The sequence below is a fragment of the Pseudomonas vranovensis DSM 16006 genome, from assembly GCF_000425805.1.
GTDB classification, from domain to species: Bacteria; Pseudomonadota; Gammaproteobacteria; order Pseudomonadales; family Pseudomonadaceae; genus Aquipseudomonas; species Aquipseudomonas vranovensis.
Map to the genome: position 1 here is coordinate 60,160 of NZ_KE384458.1, position 19,552 is coordinate 79,711.

The 19,552-nt window shown below is 62.6% G+C and carries 14 protein-coding genes; 8 read left to right on the forward strand and 6 right to left on the reverse strand.

Annotated features, from left to right (window positions below; genetic code table 11):
- The first annotated feature begins 144 nt into the window (after positions 1-144).
- Entirely contained in the window at positions 145-621 is a 477-nt protein-coding gene (locus tag H621_RS0125205) for an isochorismatase family protein (RefSeq protein WP_028946038.1), read from the forward strand.
- A gap of 74 nt (positions 622-695) precedes the next feature.
- Here the strand turns inward: H621_RS0125205 and H621_RS0125210 are convergent, their stop codons facing one another.
- Positions 696-1,469, reverse strand: coding sequence for a ParA family protein (locus tag H621_RS0125210; RefSeq protein ID WP_028946039.1), 774 nt, complete (start codon positions 1,467-1,469; stop codon positions 696-698).
- 218 nt (positions 1,470-1,687) lie between these two features.
- Between H621_RS0125210 and H621_RS27560 the strand changes: the two genes are divergently transcribed.
- The 3 genes from H621_RS27560 to H621_RS0125225 are packed head-to-tail and all read left to right on the forward strand — an operon-like array spanning position 1,688 to position 4,483.
- Entirely contained in the window at positions 1,688-3,004 is a 1,317-nt protein-coding gene (locus tag H621_RS27560; RefSeq protein ID WP_051270725.1) for an alpha/beta hydrolase, read from the forward strand.
- Positions 3,005-3,018: 14 nt separating this feature from the next.
- Entirely contained in the window at positions 3,019-3,423 is a 405-nt protein-coding gene (locus H621_RS0125220; RefSeq protein ID WP_028946040.1) for a hypothetical protein, read from the forward strand.
- The gene (locus tag H621_RS0125225) at positions 3,407-4,483 is read left to right on the forward strand and encodes an alpha/beta fold hydrolase (protein WP_028946041.1); all 1,077 of its coding nucleotides are present in this window, start codon (positions 3,407-3,409) and stop codon (positions 4,481-4,483) included. Before H621_RS0125220 ends, H621_RS0125225 begins: the two co-directional genes overlap by 17 nt.
- Before the next feature lie 128 nt (positions 4,484-4,611).
- Here the strand turns inward: H621_RS0125225 and H621_RS0125230 are convergent, their stop codons facing one another.
- Positions 4,612-5,406, reverse strand: a complete 795-nt coding sequence (locus H621_RS0125230) for an SDR family NAD(P)-dependent oxidoreductase (RefSeq protein ID WP_028946042.1) — start codon at positions 5,404-5,406, stop codon at positions 4,612-4,614.
- A gap of 120 nt (positions 5,407-5,526) precedes the next feature.
- Between H621_RS0125230 and H621_RS27565 the strand changes: the two genes are divergently transcribed.
- Entirely contained in the window at positions 5,527-6,519 is a 993-nt protein-coding gene (locus tag H621_RS27565; RefSeq protein WP_209420973.1) for a LysR family transcriptional regulator, read from the forward strand.
- Positions 6,520-6,553: 34 nt separating this feature from the next.
- On the opposite strand, the gene H621_RS0125240 is transcribed toward H621_RS27565, so the two are convergent.
- Positions 6,554-8,716, reverse strand: a complete 2,163-nt coding sequence (locus H621_RS0125240; RefSeq protein ID WP_028946043.1) for a TonB-dependent siderophore receptor — start codon at positions 8,714-8,716, stop codon at positions 6,554-6,556.
- Between the two features lie 246 nt (positions 8,717-8,962).
- Entirely contained in the window at positions 8,963-10,684 is a 1,722-nt protein-coding gene (locus H621_RS0125245; RefSeq protein ID WP_028946044.1) for a response regulator, read from the reverse strand.
- A gap of 151 nt (positions 10,685-10,835) precedes the next feature.
- Between H621_RS0125245 and H621_RS0125250 the strand changes: the two genes are divergently transcribed.
- Positions 10,836-15,023, forward strand: a complete 4,188-nt coding sequence (locus H621_RS0125250) for an autotransporter outer membrane beta-barrel domain-containing protein (protein WP_028946045.1) — start codon at positions 10,836-10,838, stop codon at positions 15,021-15,023.
- Positions 15,024-15,093: 70 nt separating this feature from the next.
- Here H621_RS0125250 and H621_RS0125255 read toward each other — a convergent pair whose 3' ends face one another.
- The gene (locus H621_RS0125255) at positions 15,094-16,311 is read right to left on the reverse strand and encodes an MFS transporter (RefSeq protein WP_028946046.1); all 1,218 of its coding nucleotides are present in this window, start codon (positions 16,309-16,311) and stop codon (positions 15,094-15,096) included.
- A gap of 110 nt (positions 16,312-16,421) precedes the next feature.
- Between H621_RS0125255 and H621_RS0125260 the strand changes: the two genes are divergently transcribed.
- Both H621_RS0125260 and H621_RS0125265 read left to right on the forward strand, forming a co-directional pair.
- Positions 16,422-17,192, forward strand: a complete 771-nt coding sequence (locus tag H621_RS0125260; RefSeq protein ID WP_028946047.1) for an AraC family transcriptional regulator — start codon at positions 16,422-16,424, stop codon at positions 17,190-17,192.
- A 16-nt stretch (positions 17,193-17,208) separates the two neighbouring features.
- Complete coding sequence (locus H621_RS0125265; protein ID WP_028946048.1) at positions 17,209-17,688, forward strand: VOC family protein; 480 nt, start codon at positions 17,209-17,211, stop codon at positions 17,686-17,688.
- Positions 17,689-17,736: 48 nt separating this feature from the next.
- Here the strand turns inward: H621_RS0125265 and H621_RS0125270 are convergent, their stop codons facing one another.
- Complete coding sequence (locus H621_RS0125270) at positions 17,737-19,536, reverse strand: DnaJ-like cysteine-rich domain-containing protein (RefSeq protein WP_028946049.1); 1,800 nt, start codon at positions 19,534-19,536, stop codon at positions 17,737-17,739.
- Positions 19,537-19,552 lie beyond the last annotated feature (16 nt).

Below are 19,552 nucleotides of genomic sequence, written 5' to 3' on the forward strand. Positions count from 1 at the left end.
GCTGCGACGTCTCTGCCCCGCTGCCTGCGACCGACCGCACTGCGGTCGTGGTGCAAGACAGTCGCTCCCACCGGATCAGTGCAAGACCGTTGCCGCATCGGCGTATACTCCGCGGCCATATCAAGCGCTGCGGGGGAGAAGTTCATGCGCCAGGTTTTGCTTATCGTTGATGTCCAGTCCACCTTCAGCCCGCCCGAGTGGCTGGTCGATGGCGTGCGGGCGCTGTCTGCGAGGATGCCTGCGGTCGCGTCGGTGGAGTTGCATGATGAGCAGATCACCCCCTTTGAAAAGCAACTCGGCTGGCACCCGGCGGCCGAGGACGAAAGCCTGGTCGAGGCTGACCAGGTGTTCATCAAGCACGGTTACGGCCAGAGCGCTGAAACCATCGCCTACCTCAAGCAGCTTGGTGTCGAGCGGGTGCTGGTCTGTGGCATCCAGACCGAAACCTGTGTGCTGGCTGCCGGGTTTGCGCTGTTCGATGCAGGCCTTAACCCGACGCTGATCACCGACCTGACCGTGGGCTCGTCCCTGGACAGGTCCGGCCAGATGGGCATCAACCTGTGGAAGCATCACTTGCGCCAGGTCACCACCCGCGCCGAGGTCATCGCCGAACTGGGCTAGGCGTAACGGTCTCGAACCACGAGCGCTGCGCGGCCGATCGCAGGCGGTCGCCAGCGGTTCCACCGTATACGGGCCTACGCCGCACGTTCCAGGGCGCCCAGTAAATCCACGAACTCCAGCGAAAGCTTGCTGCGAGGTGCCAAACGGACCAGTGGAATCGACGCTTCGTGGGATTCGCGCATCTTCACCGAGCTGCTCAGGTAGGTCGGCAGAACGGGGAGGCCTTCGGCGAGCAATTGGTCAATGAGCGTTTGATGCAGGGTGGTGCGCCCCGAGAACTGATTCACCACGATCCCTTCAAGCAGCAGCGACTCATTGTGGTCGAAGCGCAAGTCCTCGACCTGGGCGATCACGCTGTACAGCGCCTGGCGGGAAAAGCTGTCGCAGTCGAAGGGAATGAGCAGCCGGTCGGCCGCCACCAGGGCACTGAACGTGTAGAAGTTCAGCGAGGGCGGGGTATCGATGTAGATGCGCTCGTAGTCCTGCGAAAGGTCAACCAGCAGTTTGCGCAGCTTGTTGATTTTGAACTTGCTTTCAAGTTTGGGCTGAATGTCTGTCAGGTCTGGGCTGGCGGTCACCAGGTGGAGGTTGTCGTACGCCGTTTCGGTGACGGTCACGCGCGATCTTTTGCTGGCGGGTCCGCTGGACAGCGTCTGCTTGAAGAAGTCGGTGATACCGGACGGAATGTCGTTATCGAGGAGGCCGGTCAGGTAGTGCGTTGAGTTGGCCTGAGGGTCGAGATCGACCAGCAGTGTTCTATAACCTTCGGCGGCACTGACCGCGGCGAGGTTACACGCAATACTGGATTTGCCCACTCCACCTTTCTGATTGAATACAACTCGACGCATGAGGCGCTTGATCCTTGAGTAGGTCTACGACGGAATGAAAATCAGCAGTAGCGCTCAATTTATTACCAAGATGTTTCAGAATTAAGTCACGACTGGCCACGTGTCGGTTTTTCAGGCACGCCCCAGGCAACCCCCCATCGTGGGTAGCCACAGAAAACCAAGGCGCTCAGTAGTCTATTGCCGAGCGTGAAACACCGGTTTCTGCAAAGGGAGTGGCAATGAAAAACAACCAAGAACCCGAGGCACCCTCCGGGCCGCAGGCCATCGGCATGCCTCGCGTGTTGCGCGCACATCAGCCCGACCGAGAGGCTCGGGCCTTTCTGCGGCTAGTGAACTTCTCCACCCGCCTGCGTCCCGCCGAAAACTACTCGCTGCCGCGATTGCGCCAGGGCTGGCGCTTGACGGCGCTTGCGCTGGGGAAGAATCCGCCGGTGGCTTCGGTCACCGAACAACGGATCGATGGGCCAGGCGGCGAAATCGCCTTGCGCATCTTCAAGCCTGCCAATACCCAGGCATTGCAGCCGGCATTCATGTGGTTTTTCGGTGGTGGGTTCATCATTGGCGACCTGGACACTGCCGACGGCATCTGCCGCAGCATTGCCCTGGCCGCTGATTGCATGGTGATCGCGGTGCGTTATCGCCTGGCGCCGGAGCACGACCTGTCGGCAGGCCGTGCAGATGCCTTGGCGGCGTTGGAGTGGGTGGCCAAGAACGGCGCGCAATGGGGGATCGACACAACGCGCCTGGCCATTGGTGGCGATTCGGCGGGCGGCAACCTCAGTGCTGCCGTTGCCCAGGAGAACCTGCGTCGTGGCGGCCCGGCGCTGAGCCTGCAAGTACTGGTCTACCCGGCCACCGAGCTGGTGGAGAAGTTTCCGTCCTATGCGCAGAACGCCTTCGGCCAACACCTGCTGACCGATCAGGCGGTGAAATGGATCGAACGGACCCTGGCGCCTTCGCTCGCCACACTGGACCTGCTCGACCCGTGGTATTCGCCACGCCGCAGCCCCGATATGCACGGCCTGGCACCGGCGGTGATCATCAGTGCCGGGTTTGACCCGATCCGCGATGACGGGCTGGACTATGCCGCCCGCCTGCGGGCGGCCGACGTGCCGGTGGAGCTGTTGCACTACCGGGGCCAGTTTCATGGATTTCTCAATTTCGACTCGGTCAACGGCGCCAGCCGCGATGCCCTGCAACGCATCGGCGAGGCACTGGGCCGGGCGTTCAAGCGTCAACCGGCTGCCGACAGGACCATCGAGGTCGCCGACAGCCTGCCACGCAAGCATTCGCGCCTGCGTGCCAGTGCCGACGAGCTGGCGACCTCGACCTTGACCTCGTGGGTGCTCACCGAGCGCTGGGGGATCGCATTATTGCGTTTGCTGGCGCCCAGGACCGCCAGCGCCTGCCGACTGCTGATCAGACCCTGGCTGTTGCCCACGGTAATGCTGCGGCGCAAGGCCATTACCGGACTTGACCGGCTGGCCGCACGCCAAACCTGGCCCGCAGAGAAACGCTGCACTGTGAAACCCTGATCGAGGAAAACGTCATGGCATTACCGGATCCGTTGAAACTGTATCGCGAGGCCATCACCCGGTTTGAAAACGGCATCAATGCCCTGGCTGCCCGTCACATCGACGCGAAAGAGGTGGGCCTGGTGATCGACCACTATTCCAGGGTCTCCCACGGCTTGCAGCACCTGTCGCAGACGTCGCTGGAGCGCTTGTACAAGCGTATGGACCTGCCCAGTCGCGGCGAAGTCGACGCCCTGGCCACGGCTTTGCGGCGCGTGGAAGACAAGCTCGACCAATTGCTTCCGGCATCCCGCAGTGCGGCGATTGCACCTCGCCCGCCACGGACGCGACGCCCCATGGTTGAAGCGTCCCCGGCGCCGGTCAAACCGGCATCCAAACGTAAACGCAAGGCAGGAAGTGACGATGACTCGGCCACATGACAACAAGGTCGTCGACAGTTCGATGACGCACAGGTTGCGTTCGGAGCTGGGCATGATGGTCCAGCGCGGTATAAAGGGCCTCGAATACCTCAGCACGCCACCGCCCGCCGTTGGCATGACGCCAAGGACGCTGGTACACCGCCGCGGCACCTTGTGCCTGTACCACTATCACGCCACGGCAGACGAGATCTATCGCGTGCCGCTGTTGTTCGTGATGGCGACGACCAGCAAGGCGGCGATCTTCGACCTGGCAAAGGGGCAGAGCCTGATCGAGTTCCTGCTTGCGCGGGGTTATGACATTTACGTCATGGACTGGCATGCGCCGAGCCGGGATGAGGCGCACCTGAAGCTCGAGCATTATGTGCTCGACTTCATTCCCGATTGCATACGCCGGGTGCAGCAAGACACCGGCATCGATGATGTCACGCTGATCGGCTACTGCATGGGCGGTGTCCTTGCCACGCTGTACGCCGCCTTGCACCCCGGTGGGCCGTTGAAGAACCTGGTGTGCTTCACCACGCCCGTGGACTGGACGAAGATGCCCCTGGCCAAGCAACGTCACTTCAAGCCCGAGCGGCTGATCGGGGCGACGGGGCTGGTTTCGCCACAGACCATCATCAGGGCTATTGACCTGCACCGTCCTGCAGGTCGCATTGCCGGCAAGGCGAGGCTCTGGGACAACCTGTGGAATGACGATTACGTCCGGGGTTTCCGCATGATGGCGCGGTTCAGTGACGAGACCTTGCCGCTGCCCGGTGAGTACTTGCGGCAAATCCACCAGGAACTGGGGCAGAACAATTCGCTTTACGAAGGGGGTATGCGCATTGGTGGCAAGGAGGTTGATCTGAAGCGTATCGAGGTGCCGCTGTTGCACATCATTGCGCAGTACGACTCCCTGGTTCCCCCGGACTGCGCACAACCGCTGGTAGCGCGTGTGGGGTCGCGTGACAAGGAAGAGCTGTTGCTGCCGGGCGGGCATGTCAGCCTGGTGGCGGGACCGGCTGCGGTCAAGCGGATGTGGCCAAGGCTCGATCGGTGGTTGGGGGAGCGGTCTGTTTGAAGGGCTGCGTAAATGACGACCGCTGTGCGGCCGATCGCAGGCTGGCGCCAGCGGCTACGAGGTCTGGTAGCCGCTGGCGAGGAACGAGGCTGCGATCGGACGCGCAGCGCTCGTGTTTGTGTGTGCCGTCAGGCCACTGTATCCACCACCCCGCCATCCACCCGCAAGGCGGCACCGGTGGTAGCCGAGGCCTGGGTAGACGCCACATAGACCACCAGGTTGGCCACTTCCTCTACCGTCGCCGCACGTTGAATGATGGAACTTGGGCGGTGCTCCATGACGAACGCGGCGGCGCATTCCTCCAGGGTCTTGCCGCTCTCGGCCACTTCGTCCTTGAGCATTTCAGCGACGCCCTCGGACAAGGTCGGGCCGGGTAGCACCGCGTTGACGGTGACGCCGGTGCCGGCCAGTCGCTTGGCCAGCCCACGGGAAACCGAGAGGTTGGACGTCTTGGTGAAGCCGTAGTGGATCATGTCGGCCGGAATGTTCAGTGCCGATTCCGAGGAAATGAACACAATGCGGCCCCACTGCCGCTCGACCATCCCCTGGGCATAGGCACGGGACAAGCGCACGCCGGACATTACGTTCACATCGAAAAAGCGCTGCCAGACCTCGTCCGGTGTGTCGAAGAAGTCTTGCGGGCCGTAGATGCCAACGTTGTTGATCAGGATGTCCACCTGCGGCAACTGCGAAACCAGCTGCGCGCACCCGTCGGCATTGCCGACATCGGCTACCACGTCTCGTACCGTTGCAGCCGCACAGGATTGCTGGATGGCTGCGACCGCAGCGTCTACCGCAGGCTGGCTTCGGCCGTTGACGATGACGTCTGCACCAGCCTCGGCAAGGCCCTTGGCGATGGCGAAGCCAATACCCACCGTGGAACCGGTGACAAGGGCAGTCTTGGCGCTCAAATCGATTTTCATGGCATGCATCTCGTAGAGGTAATGCCTGCAATCTAGCAGTTGCGCGGGGCGGCGATCATCGTCGCCAACTTGAAAACACTTTTCTTGAAATCAGAATAATTGCTAGGGTGATGCCTTCGAATGGCCACTTTTATTCGAGTCTTGATTTTTCGGGTTGAAGTTTTTCGAGTATTTAAAATAATGGACAGGTTATTTGCGCTGCGCTTACTGATGGATATCGCAGACAAGGGCAGTTTTTCAGCAGTGGCCCGGGCCCACGCAATCGCTGCCTCCAAGGTGACGCTGGTGATTCAGCAGCTGGAAAGCAGCCTGGGTGCTCGTTTGATTACGCGCACCACCCGCAAGCTGGCGTTTACCCATGAGGGGGAGCGGTTGTTGTCTGCGGCTCGAGAGATCTTCGCTATCTGGGAGACGGCGGCGGCCGAGATCTCCCCGAGCGGTGATCTGCAAGGGCCGATACGCATTACCGTCAACAATGATTTCGGCCATCAATGGGTGTTGCCGATTCTCGATCCGTTCATGCAGCTGCATCCCAAGGTCCAGGTGACGGTGCTGTTCAGCGACGGCATTGAAAACCTGCTGGAACAGCAGATCGATGTGGCGATTCGCAGTGGTCCGCTGGAAGACTCGCGCCTTAAAGCCAGGTTATTGGTCAAGGGCCGGCGCGTGGTCTGTGCGGCGCCATCCTACTGGGCTGAACATGGCAAACCGACGCAGCCGCAAGACCTGGCCAGGCATAACTGCCTGGTGTTGTTGCGCTCGGGGGCGCCGCTGTCGATATGGAACTTCGTTGTTGACGGCGTGCGCACTTCAGTGAAGGTCAGCGGCGATCGCGTGGTCAATGATGGCGCTGTCCTGCGCCAATGGGCGGTGCAAGGCAAAGGGGTCATCGTCAAGAACGAATGGGATATCCAGGCGCACGTGGATAAGGGCGAATTGGAAGTTGTATTGGGCGACGCTGTCGAGGAACACGTCGACTTGTATGCGGTGTATCCGAAAGACATCCCCAATCGTAGAACACTCGCGTTTATCGACTTTTTGAGCCGCCACATTACCGAACGAGTCAGCGGTGAACGTCTGTCCGGCTGTCAACCGTTTGCCAACATGACGTGACTGGCTGCATCCCTGCAGCCGGATCTGGCTCAACTCAGAATTTGTACTTGGCGGTCAGCATGTAGTTGCGCGGGTTGCCGTAGGTGTCGGTGCTGCCCCAGGTCACGTCCGAGCCGATTGCCGAGTAGTACACGCGGTCAAAGACATTGTTGGCATTCAGTTGCAGGTCCAGGTGTTTGTTCACCTCGTAGCCGGCCATCAGGTCGGTGACCGCATAGCTGCCTTGCTGAATGCGATAGCTGCCATCGGTAAGGGCCACGTCGTTGTACATGCGGCTCTGCCAATAGACGTTGCCGCCCACGCGCAGTTTTTCCAGCGGGCCCTGGAAGCGGTAGACCGTGGACAGCTTGAACAGGTGTTCAGGGGCGTCGGTGGTGAAGGGTTGGTGGGCGTTGGCAGGGTCCTGGTCCTTGATGTAGCGCGCACGGGTGTAGGTGTAGCCTGCGCCCACCTGCCATTGCTCGGTCAAGGCGCCTTGCAGTTCCAGGTCCAGGCCTTGGCTGCGGACTTTGCCGGAGGCTTCGTAGCAGGTGATTTCCGGGCAGCCGGTCTGGTCGTCCGCCTGGCTGGCGCGGTTCAGCTGGTCGACCTGGAATACCGCAAGGCTGGCGTTCAGTGCGCCATCGAAGTATTCGCCCTTGATGCCGATTTCATAGTTCTCGCCCACGATTGGCTCAAGCAGCTTGCCGCCGATGTCCTTCTGGGTCTGCGGGGTGAAGATGTCGGTGTAGCTGGCGTAGACCGAGTAGGTGTCATTGATGTCGTAGATCAGGCCGGCGTAGCGGGTGACGTTGCGGGTGACTTTGTAGTCGCCGTCGCCTGTGTGGTTGTCGTAGTCATACCAGTCCAGGCGCCCGCCCAGGATCAGCGTCAGCGGGTCGGCAAGGCTCAGGCGGGTGGTGAGGTATACGCCGTTCTGGGTGGTGACTTCATGATCGTCGGTGGTACGCACGAAGTCCGGTTTCGGCGCGCCCAGCGGCAACCCCAGGGTGTACGGGCTGTAGTTGTGGGTGGTGACGTCGTACTCGCGGCTGCTGGCGCCGACGACTACCTCATGGGTGCGGCCAAAGGCTTGCAAAGGGCCGCTGGCGAACAGGTCATAGGCGCTCTGGGTTTCATCGTAGCGTGACTGCCAGGCGGTGCGCTCCAGCGGCCCGTTGTAGCGCGACAGGTAGGTACCGGAGAACAGCGCTTTTTGCGTCGATTGCGACGCAGACGCCTGCAGTTGCCAGTCGTTGGCGAAGCGGTGCCTGACCTCGCCGAACACCGTGTTGATGTCCTGCTTCTTGTCTTCCCAGTCGGTACCGGGGTTGGTCGAACGCGGCAGGTCGAGGTGATGCCCATCGGTGCCGATGGGCAGGCCACCCCAGAAGAAGTTGGTGCGGTCTTCCTGGCGCGAGAGGCCGAAGGTCAGGGTGGTGTCTTCGCCGAGGTCTGCTTCGGTCACGGCGTAGAACAGCCCGTGGTTGCTGTTTTCGCCGTCGCGGAAGGTGTCGGCATCACGGTAGGAACCCACCACACGGCCGCGCAGGGTGCCGCTTTCGTTCAACGGGCTGGAGGCGTCGAACTCGCCACGGTAGTCATCCCAGCTGCCAGCCGCGCTGGTCAAGGTCACTTGCTGCTCGGCGGTGGGGCGCTTGCGCACCATGTTGATGGCTGCCGATGGATTACCGCTACCGGTGACAAGGCCGGTGGCACCGCGGATCACTTCGACCCGGTCGAACATCGCAAGGTTCGGCTGGATGCCCACCGTCCAGCCCTGGTAAGAGCTGGGCAGGCCGTCGTACATGATGTTGTCGATGTCAAAGCCGCGGGCGCTGTAGGTCTGGCGCCCCGGGCCGCTGGACTGGCTGAGGAATAGGCCGGGGGTGTTCTTGACCACGTCGTTGACGCTGGTCATGGCCTGGTCGTCCATGCGCTGGCGGGTGATCACGGTGACAGCTTGCGGGGTCTCGCGCATCGACAACGGCAGCTTGGTGGCAGTCTGCATGGTCCCGGTAGTGTAGGAGCCCGACCCCTCGGTGGTCTGGCCCAGGCCTGTGGCACTGATGGCCAGTGGGCTGAGGATCATTGATTCAGCGACGCCGGTTTGCTCGGCAGGCGTGGCCGCAGGGGCGGTTTGTTCGGCAAGGGCAAGGGGCGAGGCGCTTGCCAGGGCAATGGCAACGGCGAGGGTACGGGGCCAAAAAGGAAACACGCAGGATTCTCCACACAGAGTGAATGACAAGTAACGACGCGAAGGGGCGGTGACTGTTCAGCTGCAGGCGCGGCGAGGTGGACCGAGGTGCACCGTGAGCCTGTGATAGCAGGCTCACTCAAAAGCTGATAAGAGTACTTTTGATAATCATTCGCAGCAGTGTGTCAGAATGTGACGCACAGAAAAACCCATGAACGCGAAATAACTAATGAAATTTTCACATTCCAGTCAGTGACGGTTCTGTGATTACAGGAAGGGCAGCGCCTGTGGCAGTTCCAATTCCAGGTGCCAGGATGAGAACGTCCGGTCGCCTGCCGCAACGACCTGGGCCTTGGCTTGCAAGCGCAGCAACAGGCGCTGAATGCTGGCATGAGCCAGCAGGGCCGAGGTGTCGTGGGAGTGAGGCGCATGCCAGGGCGTCAGTTCAAGGTTCAACCGCAGCAATCCGCGGGGCTGGATGCTGGTCGCCAGGTGCAGGTCGATTCGTGCCGGCAGGGTACCCAGTTGCAGATAGCTGAACAGGCTGTCGAGCAACTGACGGTAATGAAGGGCATCGATCCACGCGCTTTGCAGGGCGCGCAGGCCGGGGCCGAGGTCCAGCAGGCACCCCGCGGCGGCGAGCCGCTGGCGCCAGGGAGCGAGGATTTCTTCGGTCAAGGTGCCCAGGTTGTGGGCCTCGGTTTGCGCCTCGTTCTCGTGGGCGTCGAGGGTCATGACTGCATCGATCCTCGCCAGGCTGTGGCGCATGTCGTCAATTTGCTGCGCCAGCGCGCTCAAGCCGGGCTGCGAGGCGTCGGCACCGGGTTGCAACGCCTGCTCCAGGCTTTGCTGCATCCCCGCCAGCAGGGCCTGCAATTCGTGACTGACCGCCACCAGCGTCGTACTTTTGAGGTGGCTTTCAAACCGTGCCTCGGCGCCTTCCTGGCGCAGGGTGGTGAGCATCCTGTCGCGTTCGGTGAGATCGCGCATGCCGCCGAGCATGGCGACCAGCGTGCCAGCCTCGTCACGAAACGGTGTACACCAGATGTGCATGGCAGTGGGCGACCCCGCGATCTCGATGACGGCTTCGGTCATGAAGGGTTCTTCGCGGATCACGGCTTCGCGAAAGCGCAGCCATGAGCGCTCGCGCAGCGGCGCCGGCAACCACCGCGCCTGGTCCATGGTGGTGCCGCGGATCATCTCGAAGCTTTCGCCGGTGTAGGCCAGGTAGCGGCGGTTGCACATCAGCAGGTGGCCTTCCAGGTCGCGCACGAACATGGGGTAGGGCGCCGAGTCGAGCAGGGCGCGCAACAGGCCGTACTCGTGCAGCAATTGCGGATCGACTGGTGCGCCCTGGACCCGTGCGCCATCGTCACCGGCCACCAGCCCATGGCTGCGGGCCACCTCCAGTAGCTGGAAGTCACTGTCAACCCTGAGCTTCTGGTGCAGGCGCACCTTGTAGGTGCTGACGGTCTTGTAGCTCAGGCTCAGTTGCCCGGCGATGTCCTTGTTGTTGAGGCCCTGGCTGAGCATCTGCAGCACTGTCAGTTCGCGGCCGGACAACTGCTCCAGCTCGCTTTCGGATTCGCTGGCCTCCTGGCGGGTGGCCTCGCGGGGAAAGTAGCTGCGCCCGTGGCTGACGGCCTGCAGGGCGTGCTCCAGCGCCTGCAGTGCCTCGGTCTTGCTCACATAGGCATCGGCCCCGGCCTGCAGCGAGCGTGCGGCATACAGGCTGGCCTCCTGGACGCTGTACACCAGCAGCTTGATGCCTTGGTGGCTGGCGCGCAGGCGGCGCAGCAAATCCAGCCCGCCCAGGCGTGGCACAAGCAGCTCGATGATCACCAGGTCCGGGTGCAACTGGCGACACTTGAGCAACGCATCCTGGCCGTTATCCACCTCGCCAATCACCTGGTGGCCTGTGCGTTGGAGCAGGGCCCGCAACCCGTCGCGAACGATGGGCAGGTGGTCCACGAGCAGGACAGTGCTCATGTGCGATTACCTCCGGAGCGGATTCCGCCCAAGCATAGACCAGGACTGTCGAGAGTTACTCCTACAACGCCATGGATGCTGCTCCGACATTCGCAACCCCGCCCCCCGCGCAGACTGCAGGCATACCCTTTCCAGCGCCCGCGAGGCTGCCATGAAAACCTTCACCCGCCCTGCATCACGCCATCCGAAGTTCCAGCGCACCTGCCTGGGCCAGGCCATCGGCCTGATTCTGGCCGGGCTATTCAGCCTCAACGTGATCGAGGCCGAAGCCGAGGACAGCGGTGTCGAACCCCCGGTCATGGACATCGACCCGCCTTCGGCAGCCGGTGCCATGGTCAGCCCGTCGATCCTCGAGATCGCCCTGCAGGCCAGTGCGGATGCCCCACGGGTGTTTGCCGCACGGCTGCTTGGCGCACCGGCTCCCATCAGCGTGACGGTTGCCGACGGCATCGGCATTGCCGCCGCTGGCGCCCATGACGACGCTACCGTCAACCTGGCTGCAGCGCGCACCGTTGGTGTGCAGGCCGGGGCTGGCAGCAACGTGGGTTTTGAACGGGGCACCGTCAACAACAGCGCCCTGACCACCGCCAACGCTGCAGGCCAGGCCGGCCTGCTGGCAACCGATGGCGGCCAGATCAGCGGCAGCGGCGTCACCGTCAACCTGGTGCCCAAGGCCGCCAACAGTAATGTACTTACAGTCAGCAACATGACCGGCGTCAGTGCCAAGCGTGGAGGCCAGGTGTCGCTGCGTGACAGCAGCGTGACCATGGGCGGCAACGTCGGTGGCCTGAACAATCAGGGCCTGGTGGCCTCTGGCAGTGGCAGCCATATCGATTTCGCCGGCGGCAGCGTCAGTACTTTGTCCAAGGGGTCGGTCGCTGTGCTGGCGCAAGACGGCGGTTCCATCAACCTGAGCCAGGGCAGCGTGATCAGCACCAGTGGTGCGCCCAACGCCGGCAATGCCAGCCATGGCCTCAAGGCCACAGGGCCTGGCAGCCGGATCGAGGCGACCGATGTCACGGTCAATATGGCCGCGGTGTCGGCCAGTGGCGCCCGGGCCGAAAACGGTGGCCATATCCAGCTCAAAGACAGTACGCTGGCCAGCACCTCGGCGGCCACCAGCACCACCACGACCGCCATGCTGCATGCCCTCGGTGGCGCCACTATCGACGCAGACGGAACCAGCGTCAGCGCCACCGGCAACTACATCGGTGGTGCTCGCGCCGACGGTGCCAGCAGCAAAGTCACGATCAAGGGCGGCAGCACCCTGGCCATCAAGGGCGCCGGCAGCGCCACGGACTACACCTCCGGCGCCCGTGCCATGAACGGCGGCGCGGTCACGGTCGAGAGCAGCACCGTGTCGACCCAGGGCACCTTCAGCCATGGTGTCTCGGTTGAAGGCAGCGGCTCCCGCGCCGATGTCGCGCACAGCAGCATCGATGTGGGCGGTGCCCGCTCGTACGGCGTCTACGTCAAGGACGGTGCCAGTGCCGAAGTGAACAGCAGCAAGATCAGCCTCGACGCCGCCCCCGGTGTGACTGGTCCCTGGGGCCTTGGCGCGCTGGTCGAAGGCAGCGGCTCGTCGCTGATCCTCAACGACACCGAGGTCAACACCACGCAGAAAACCAGCTATGGCGTACGCGCCCTGGCCGGGAGCGACCTGCAGATCAACAACGGCAAGATCGATACCAAAGGCAACTACTCGGCCGGCCTGAGCGCCGGCAGCTCGACCGTGGTGGCCCGCAACCTCAGCATCACTACCTCCGGTGACGACAACGCCATGGGCGTGGTCGCCGATGCCGGCTCCACCATCACCCTGTACGGCGGCTCGGTGACCACCACCGGCAACGGTTCGCCGGTCTCCTCCAACCTGACCTTTCCCCATGCCCTGGCCTCACGCAACCCCGGTGCGCAACTGAATGTCTACGGCACCAGCGTACTCACCACCGGCACCCAGGCCTACGGCGCCGCCGTGGACGACGGCGGCAGCATGCTGCTCGATGGCGTTTCGCTGCAGACCCAAGGCCAGTATTCGGTGGGCCTGTACGCCGGCATCGGCAAGCTCAAGCCCGCGCCGGTGAGCCTGATCGCGCGCAACGTCAGCGTCGAAACCCATGGCGACCAAGCCACAGGCGCGCTGGTCAGCCGCCAGTACCAGGCGGATGAGGCCAAACTTGAGCTGTTCGATTCGACCTTGAGCACCCACGGTGTGCAATCCCACGGTCTGCAGGCAGAATCCGGCGCACAGCTCAACGCCAACAACACCTCGGTCACCACCAGCGGTGTAAGTGCCCTGGGCGCACTGGCCAACAACACCGCCCATGTCGATCTCGACCAGGTCGGTGTGAACACCCGTGGCGACCTGGCCCACGGCGCCGTGGCCAAGAACGGCGGCGTACTCACCGCCAGCACTAGCGTGATCAATGCCAGCGGCGAACAGGCTGCTGCACTGTATGCCCAGGGCACCGACACCCTCAAGGGCCAGGCAAGCATCGACAACAGCGTGTTGCACAACCGCGACGGCGCCACCGTCGGTGTAGCCGGTGTAGCCGACATCAGCCTGATCGACAGCATCGTCGGCGGCAGCGGCCAATGGCTGAGCGTCGACAGCGCCGTGGCCAACGACGGCAGCAGCATGCCCGATATGGGCACCGGAGAGTGGCAGGGCGTGGGCAAGACCCTGGCCAGCGCCGGCAACGCCCGGATCGATGTCTCGGGTTCGGTGCTCAATGGTTCGGCACGTACAGCCGCCGGCAGCGACTCGAATGTCAGCCTCAGCGATACCAGCCTCTGGAACCTGAGTGGTGAATCGAACCTGGGTACCCTGCGCAACGACGCCAGCCTGATCGACTTCAGCGCCCCGGTGGGCGGCAACTTTAAGAACCTGACCGTCAACAACTACCACGGTGCCAACGGCACTATCGCCTTGAACACTTACCTCTACACCGACAACTCACCGTCGGACAAACTGGTGGTGGACGGCGGCACCGCCGACGGCAGCAGCAACCTGATGATCAAGAACGCCGGTGGCCCCGGCGCGCTGACCCAGGGCAACGGCATCATGGTGGTGGACGCGGTCAATGGCGCCACCACCGATTCCGAGGCGTTCCGCCTGCTCAACCGGGTCAAGGCTGGCCCTTATGAGTACACCCTGCACCGTGCCAGCCAGGACGGCAGCAACGGCGAAGCCTGGTACCTGCGTTCGACCAAGGATGCAGACCCCGTGGACCCCGTGGTGCCTGTAACCCCGGTAACCCCTGTGACCCCGGCTGATCCGGCTGATCCGGCCGCCCCGGCCGCCCCTGCGTTCAACCCGGCCCCCAACATCCCTGCACGTTCACAGGTGCCCAACTACCGTCCTGAAACCTCGTTGTACCGGGCACTGCCCTCGATGCTGCTGCACTACAGCCACGCCATGGTCGATACCCTGCACGAGCGTGTCGGCGAAGAGCGTCGCCTGGCCACCGACCCGCTGCCCGATGAAGCCGTCGATACCTACGGCCCAAGCATGGGCTGGGGCCGGTTGATCTACCGCAAGGGCGAACAGGACCTGGGCGAGGGCGCCAGTGCCGACTACCGCATCCATGCCTTCCAGGTGGGGGCCGACCTTTACCGCAACGACGACGTCGATGGCAGCACCGACCAGGCCGGCCTGTCGCTGAGCATTGGCCGCATTGCCGGCAGCGTCGATCACAACGACGGTGTCAATGCCGGTGATGACCTGCTGCGCGCCTATGGAGTAGGAGGGTACTGGACCCACTTTGGCCCTGAAGGCTGGTACCTCGATGGTGTGCTGCAGTTCAACCAGTTCGACATCAAGACCAGCCCCAACGACCTGGACGGTCTTAAAACCCGCGCGCGTGGAGTGACGGCATCGCTGGAAGCCGGCTACCCGTTCCATGCCGAAAAAGACAAAGACCTGCACGTAGAGCCTCAGGCCCAGGTGATCGTCAGCAAGATCAAGGTCGACGACACCCACGACGAAGCTTCGGATGTGCGCTTTGACGACGTCGACTCGCTGACAGGCCGCATGGGTGTACGCATCGACAAGGACTGGTTCCGCGAAGACGACAAAGGCAAGATTCACCGCACCAATGCCTGGGTCCGCCCAAGTGTCTGGCACGAGTTCAAAGGCAAAGCCAAGACGGAGTTCTCCTCGGCCGATGGCTACATCCCCTTTGGTACGGACATGAGCGGTACATGGGGTGAGCTGAACATGGGCGTTGATTATCAGGTCAACGAACGCACTACGGTGACGGGTTCGCTGGGTTACCAGAAAGCGTTTGGTGAAGACAGCCGCAGCTACGAAGGCATGATCGGGATCAAGGTCAAGTTCTGAGTGCCATCGCGGGGCAAGCCCGCTCCTGTAGGAGCGGCGGTGCGACGTCTCGACTTGCCCCGCGATCCATTCAACCCTTTTGAGTCGAAGGCAGCAGAATCGTCAAAACCCCCAGCAACGGCAGGTAAGCGCACAACCGATACACCGCCTCGATCCCGTGACTGTCCGCCAGGCTTCCCAGCAGCGCGGCACCCATCCCGCCAAAGCCGAACATCAGGCCGAAAAACACCCCCGCAATCATGCCGACGTTCCCCGGCACCAGCTCCTGGGCAAACACCACAATGGCCGAGAATGCCGAGGCCAGGATGAAGCCGATGATCATGCTCAGCACGCCGGTCCAGAACAGGTCCACGTAAGGTAGCGCCAGGGTGAAGGGCGCGGCCCCCAGGATCGAGAACCAGATCACCGCCTTGCGCCCGATCCGGTCACCGATCGGCCCACCAAAGAAGGTACCCGCCGCCACGGCCCCCAGGAACAGGAACAGGTACAGCTGCGAGTTGGCAATCGATACGTCGAACTTCTCGATCAGGTAGAAGGTGAAATAGCTGGTCAGGCTCGTCATGTAGAAGTACTTGGAGAACACCAGCAGTGCCAGCACCACCAGGGCGAAGGTCACCCGGCCTCTGGACAACCCGTGGGTTGCCTGGCTGCCCTGCTTGAGCTTGAACAGGTCCAGGTGATGGCGGTACCAGCGGCTCAGGCCGTACAGCACGGCAATGGCGAACACGGCGAACAGGCCGAACCAGGCAACATGGCCCTGGCCATAGGGAATGACGATGGCTGCCGCCAGCAACGGCCCGAAGGCACTGCCGGCGTTACCCCCGACCTGGAAGGTCGACTGCGCCAGCCCGTATCGACCACCCGAGGCCAGGCGCGCCACGCGAGAAGCCTCCGGGTGAAAGGTGGAGGAGCCAATGCCTACCAGCGCCGACGCGAGCAGTATCGCGGAAAAACTGGCGACGAAGGCCAACATCAGGATACCGACCAGGGTACACACCATGCCGGTGGGCAGCAGCCAGGGCTTGGGGTGGCGGTCGGTGTGGTAGCCCACCCAGGGCTGCAGCAGCGAGGCGGTGAGCTGGAAGGTCAGGGTGATCAGGCCGATCTGGGTGAAGTTCAGGCCATAGTTGGCCTTGAGGATCGGGTAGATCGATGGCAGCACCGCCTGGATCAAGTCGTTGATCAGGTGGGCGAGGGCGCAGGCACCGATGACCCGCATTGCCAAGGGGCTGGCTTGGCGGGCAACCGAGGCGCTGGCCACGGCTGGGTTGAGGCTGGTGGAGGACATGCTGGGGCTTCCGCAGGCAAGGAATTCAAGGTTGCAGCGCTATCCTAGGGGCGGCAGAATTGCCTGTCTCACGCTATTCGGGCAACTACTATCGCAAAAAGGGCATGACGATGAAGCCGCTGGCTGTATTTCTGCAAGAGATCGACGACGGCCCCTGGGCGGTGCGCAGCAGTGCCACCGACTACCCGGAGAACCGTTTCATCGCCCCGCATTCCCACCAGAAGCATCAGTTGATCTATGCCATTGAAGGCGTGATGGTCGTGCATTCTGCCCTGCATCAGTGGACGGTGCCCCCCAGCCGGGGCATCTGGATGCCCAAGGGGTACGTGCATTCGATCCGCTGCATTGGCGAGGTGAAGATGCGCAGTGTTTTCGTGCAACCTGACGAGCGGCTCGACCTGCCCGGCGAAACCCGCACGGTGAGCATTTCACCGCTGCTCAGCGAGCTGATCAAAGCCTCCGTCGACATCGCCCAGCCCTGTGCGGCCGATTCGCGAGAGGCCCGGGTGCTGCGCCTGATCCTCGATGAGCTGCAGGTACTGCCAACCTTGCCCCTGCACTTGCCTCAACCGACCGACCCGCGCCTGCAGCGCATCTGTTCTACCCTGCTACATGACCCAGGCGACGGATCGACCTTGTCGGACTGGGGCATGCGGTTGAGCCTTGACGAGAAAACCATCCAGCGGCTGTTTCGCAAGGAAACCGGCATGACCTTCGGCCAGTGGCGCCAGCAAGCGCGCCTGCTGCTGGCCCTTGAGCGGATCGCGGTGGGCGGGAAGATCATCGATGTGGCCACCGAGCTGGGCTACGACAGCCCCAGCGCGTTCACCACCATGTTCAAGAAGCAGTTCGGCACGACCCCCAGCCATTTCTTCAAATAGAGAATGGAGAACCAGGATGATCAGCAAAAACACCATTTGCCTCTGGTACGAAGGCGACGCCCTAGAGGCTGCAACGTTTTACGCCAAGACCTTCCCCGACAGCGCCGTGGGCGCCGTTCACCTGGCCCCGGGCGACTATCCGGCCGGCAAGCAGGGTGATGTGTTGACCGTCGAATTCACCGTGATGGGGATCCCTTGCCTGGGCCTCAATGGCGGGCCGATGTTCAAGCACAGCGAGGCATTCTCGTTCCAGGTGGCCACTGACGATCAGGCCGAAACCGACCGCCTGTGGCAGTCCATTGTCGATAACGGCGGCGAGGAAAGCGCCTGTGGCTGGTGTCGGGACAAGTGGGGGCTGTCGTGGCAGATCACCCCGCGTGTATTGACCGCGGCCTACACCCATTCTGATCGTGCCGCGGCCAAGCGTGCGTTCGAGGCCATGATGACCATGACCAAGATCGACATTGCCACCATCGAGGCTGCACTCAAGGGATGAGCGTTCGACACGCGCAAAAAAAGCCCCCTGCCAGAGGGGGCTGTTTGCTCAGAAGCTCAGCTTGAGGCGCTGCTTGTGTACCCAGCGCTTGCTGGCCAGCTTGTACCGTACCAGCGCCACGCAGACTGAGGTGATGAACATCGCCGGCATCATCGCAACAGTACCGCTGATGGCCTGGCTTATCCGTGCAGCGCTGGGCACCCAGCCTGGCGGAAAGAAATAGAACGTGGTCGTAGGTGCCAATGCCAGCAATACAGCCAGTGCCAGCGACCCTGTCAGCAGCAGCACGGGAGCCCGCAGCCACAGGCTGTCGGGCCAGTGGTCGATTTTCGGCCATACCCTGGGAACGATCCTCGAGCCGGCAAAAAGGCTCGCGAGCATGAACGTCCACAGGGTCCAGCCCCCGTGTTCCAGCGCAATGCGATACGGCAGCAGCAGCGTGTGGAACACCTCTGCAGGAAACCGGAGCAGGGCAATGACCCCTTGGGTAGCCCCGGGCTGAACCTTGCCGAGCAGGTTGACGCCCAGGTAGAACAGGCTCAGCCAGATGAAGATCGACCACGATAGACGCATTACCGCGCGCCACGTGAACGTGTTCCAACTCTGGAAAATGTAGCGCTTGGCCTGCTCGCGAAGGGCAAGGAACTGCTCGGCCTGTTCCAGGGTAACCACCCCCGACTTTACCGGCGTCGACGCCTTCACCTCACCACCTTCCTGCTCGACCTCCTTGATCAACGCCGAGGCGATGGTGTGAGTGGAGGCCTTGTGAACGGCACGCAACTTTTTGGGGTTGGCCATACGTTGCAGCACATGGACGAAGTTGCCCGACAGCACCCCGCCAAGATCGACGGGCACGGCCGTTTCGCCGAGGAACTGGCACGCCGCACTGCGCCCCTTGTAGGTGACGGTGGCCGTAGCGCCGTTGGCGTAGCCTTTGCCCGTCAACCGGTAGGCATCCTCGTCCCCGGTAAAAATCGAACTGACCTGGAACACCGACGGGAAGTTGGCTTCGTCATTGACTGCCGCCTTCAGGTGTTCGGACATCCAGGGCTGGCCGCCGGACCAGTGATAGGTGATCTCGGTTTTTGCGTGAATGTCGAAGTGCCACTCGTAAGTCAGGTTGCACGCGCCATCGCAGGTGTCGCAGGTGATCCAGCCACGGTTGCACGTACTGCACTGTTCGGTGGTGGTGCCCCGGCAGCGCGAGCAAGCAACCTTGCCGCCGGCGGCACAGCCCGGGCATGGGTGGCCACTGCCACCGCGGCCTGCACAGGCGTTGCAACGATTGCCCACGTGCACCCCGGATCCACCGCAATAGCCGCAGTACCGAGGGCCTCCGACCCAGCCTGAGGCATTGCATTGCCAGCACTGCTCCTGACCGGAACCGTAACAGCCGCCGCAGCTCACGGAACCACGGCCGTGGCAGCTATGGCAATGAATGCTGCCGCCGCCGGCGCAGCCGTGGCAGGCCTGCCAGCTGTAGTAGAAGTGATCGTCGCTGGCGATCTTGAACTTTGCCGGTTTTCTGATGCGCAGCGGATTGGCCTTGAGGTGGTCGATGACCAACTGGCGAAACGCCTGGCCCGGGTTCGACATCAAGGTGGCTTGCCGGGCCTGGAGTGCGGCGCGGGCACCTTCCTGGGACAACGGTGTGGTGTTCACTCGCACTGGGCGCGAGATGACCTCCAGGCTGTAGCTGGTGCGAATGGCGTAGTCGACACTGGCGGTGTGATGTTCAATGTTTGCAACGGTGACTGCATTTTTCGCGCTTTTACCAAAGGCGCGTTCGGCACGTTGATTGACTGCGTCGGAAATGACCCTGGCGCTAATGCTGCTTCCCGGTTGCATGCTGTTCTCACACGTC

Excerpts from the sequence above, each read along its gene's own strand:
- H621_RS0125245 (WP_028946044.1), bottom strand. The coding sequence starts at position 10,684 with ATGAGCACTGTCCTGCTCGTGGACCACCTGCCCATCGTTCGCGACGGG.
- H621_RS0125230 (WP_028946042.1), bottom strand. The coding sequence starts at position 5,406 with ATGAAAATCGATTTGAGCGCCAAGACTGCCCTTGTCACCGGTTCCACG.
- H621_RS0125225 (WP_028946041.1), top strand. The coding sequence starts at position 3,407 with ATGACTCGGCCACATGACAACAAGGTCGTCGACAGTTCGATGACGCAC.
- H621_RS0125250 (WP_028946045.1), top strand. The coding sequence starts at position 10,836 with ATGAAAACCTTCACCCGCCCTGCATCACGCCATCCGAAGTTCCAGCGC.
- H621_RS0125210 (WP_028946039.1), bottom strand. The coding sequence starts at position 1,469 with ATGCGTCGAGTTGTATTCAATCAGAAAGGTGGAGTGGGCAAATCCAGT.
- H621_RS0125270 (WP_028946049.1), bottom strand. The coding sequence starts at position 19,536 with ATGCAACCGGGAAGCAGCATTAGCGCCAGGGTCATTTCCGACGCAGTC.
- H621_RS27560 (WP_051270725.1), top strand. The coding sequence starts at position 1,688 with ATGAAAAACAACCAAGAACCCGAGGCACCCTCCGGGCCGCAGGCCATC.
- H621_RS0125220 (WP_028946040.1), top strand. The coding sequence starts at position 3,019 with ATGGCATTACCGGATCCGTTGAAACTGTATCGCGAGGCCATCACCCGG.
- H621_RS0125205 (WP_028946038.1), top strand. The coding sequence starts at position 145 with ATGCGCCAGGTTTTGCTTATCGTTGATGTCCAGTCCACCTTCAGCCCG.
- H621_RS0125260 (WP_028946047.1), top strand. The coding sequence starts at position 16,422 with ATGAAGCCGCTGGCTGTATTTCTGCAAGAGATCGACGACGGCCCCTGG.
- H621_RS27565 (WP_209420973.1), top strand. The coding sequence starts at position 5,527 with ATGGCCACTTTTATTCGAGTCTTGATTTTTCGGGTTGAAGTTTTTCGA.
- H621_RS0125255 (WP_028946046.1), bottom strand. The coding sequence starts at position 16,311 with ATGTCCTCCACCAGCCTCAACCCAGCCGTGGCCAGCGCCTCGGTTGCC.
- H621_RS0125265 (WP_028946048.1), top strand. The coding sequence starts at position 17,209 with ATGATCAGCAAAAACACCATTTGCCTCTGGTACGAAGGCGACGCCCTA.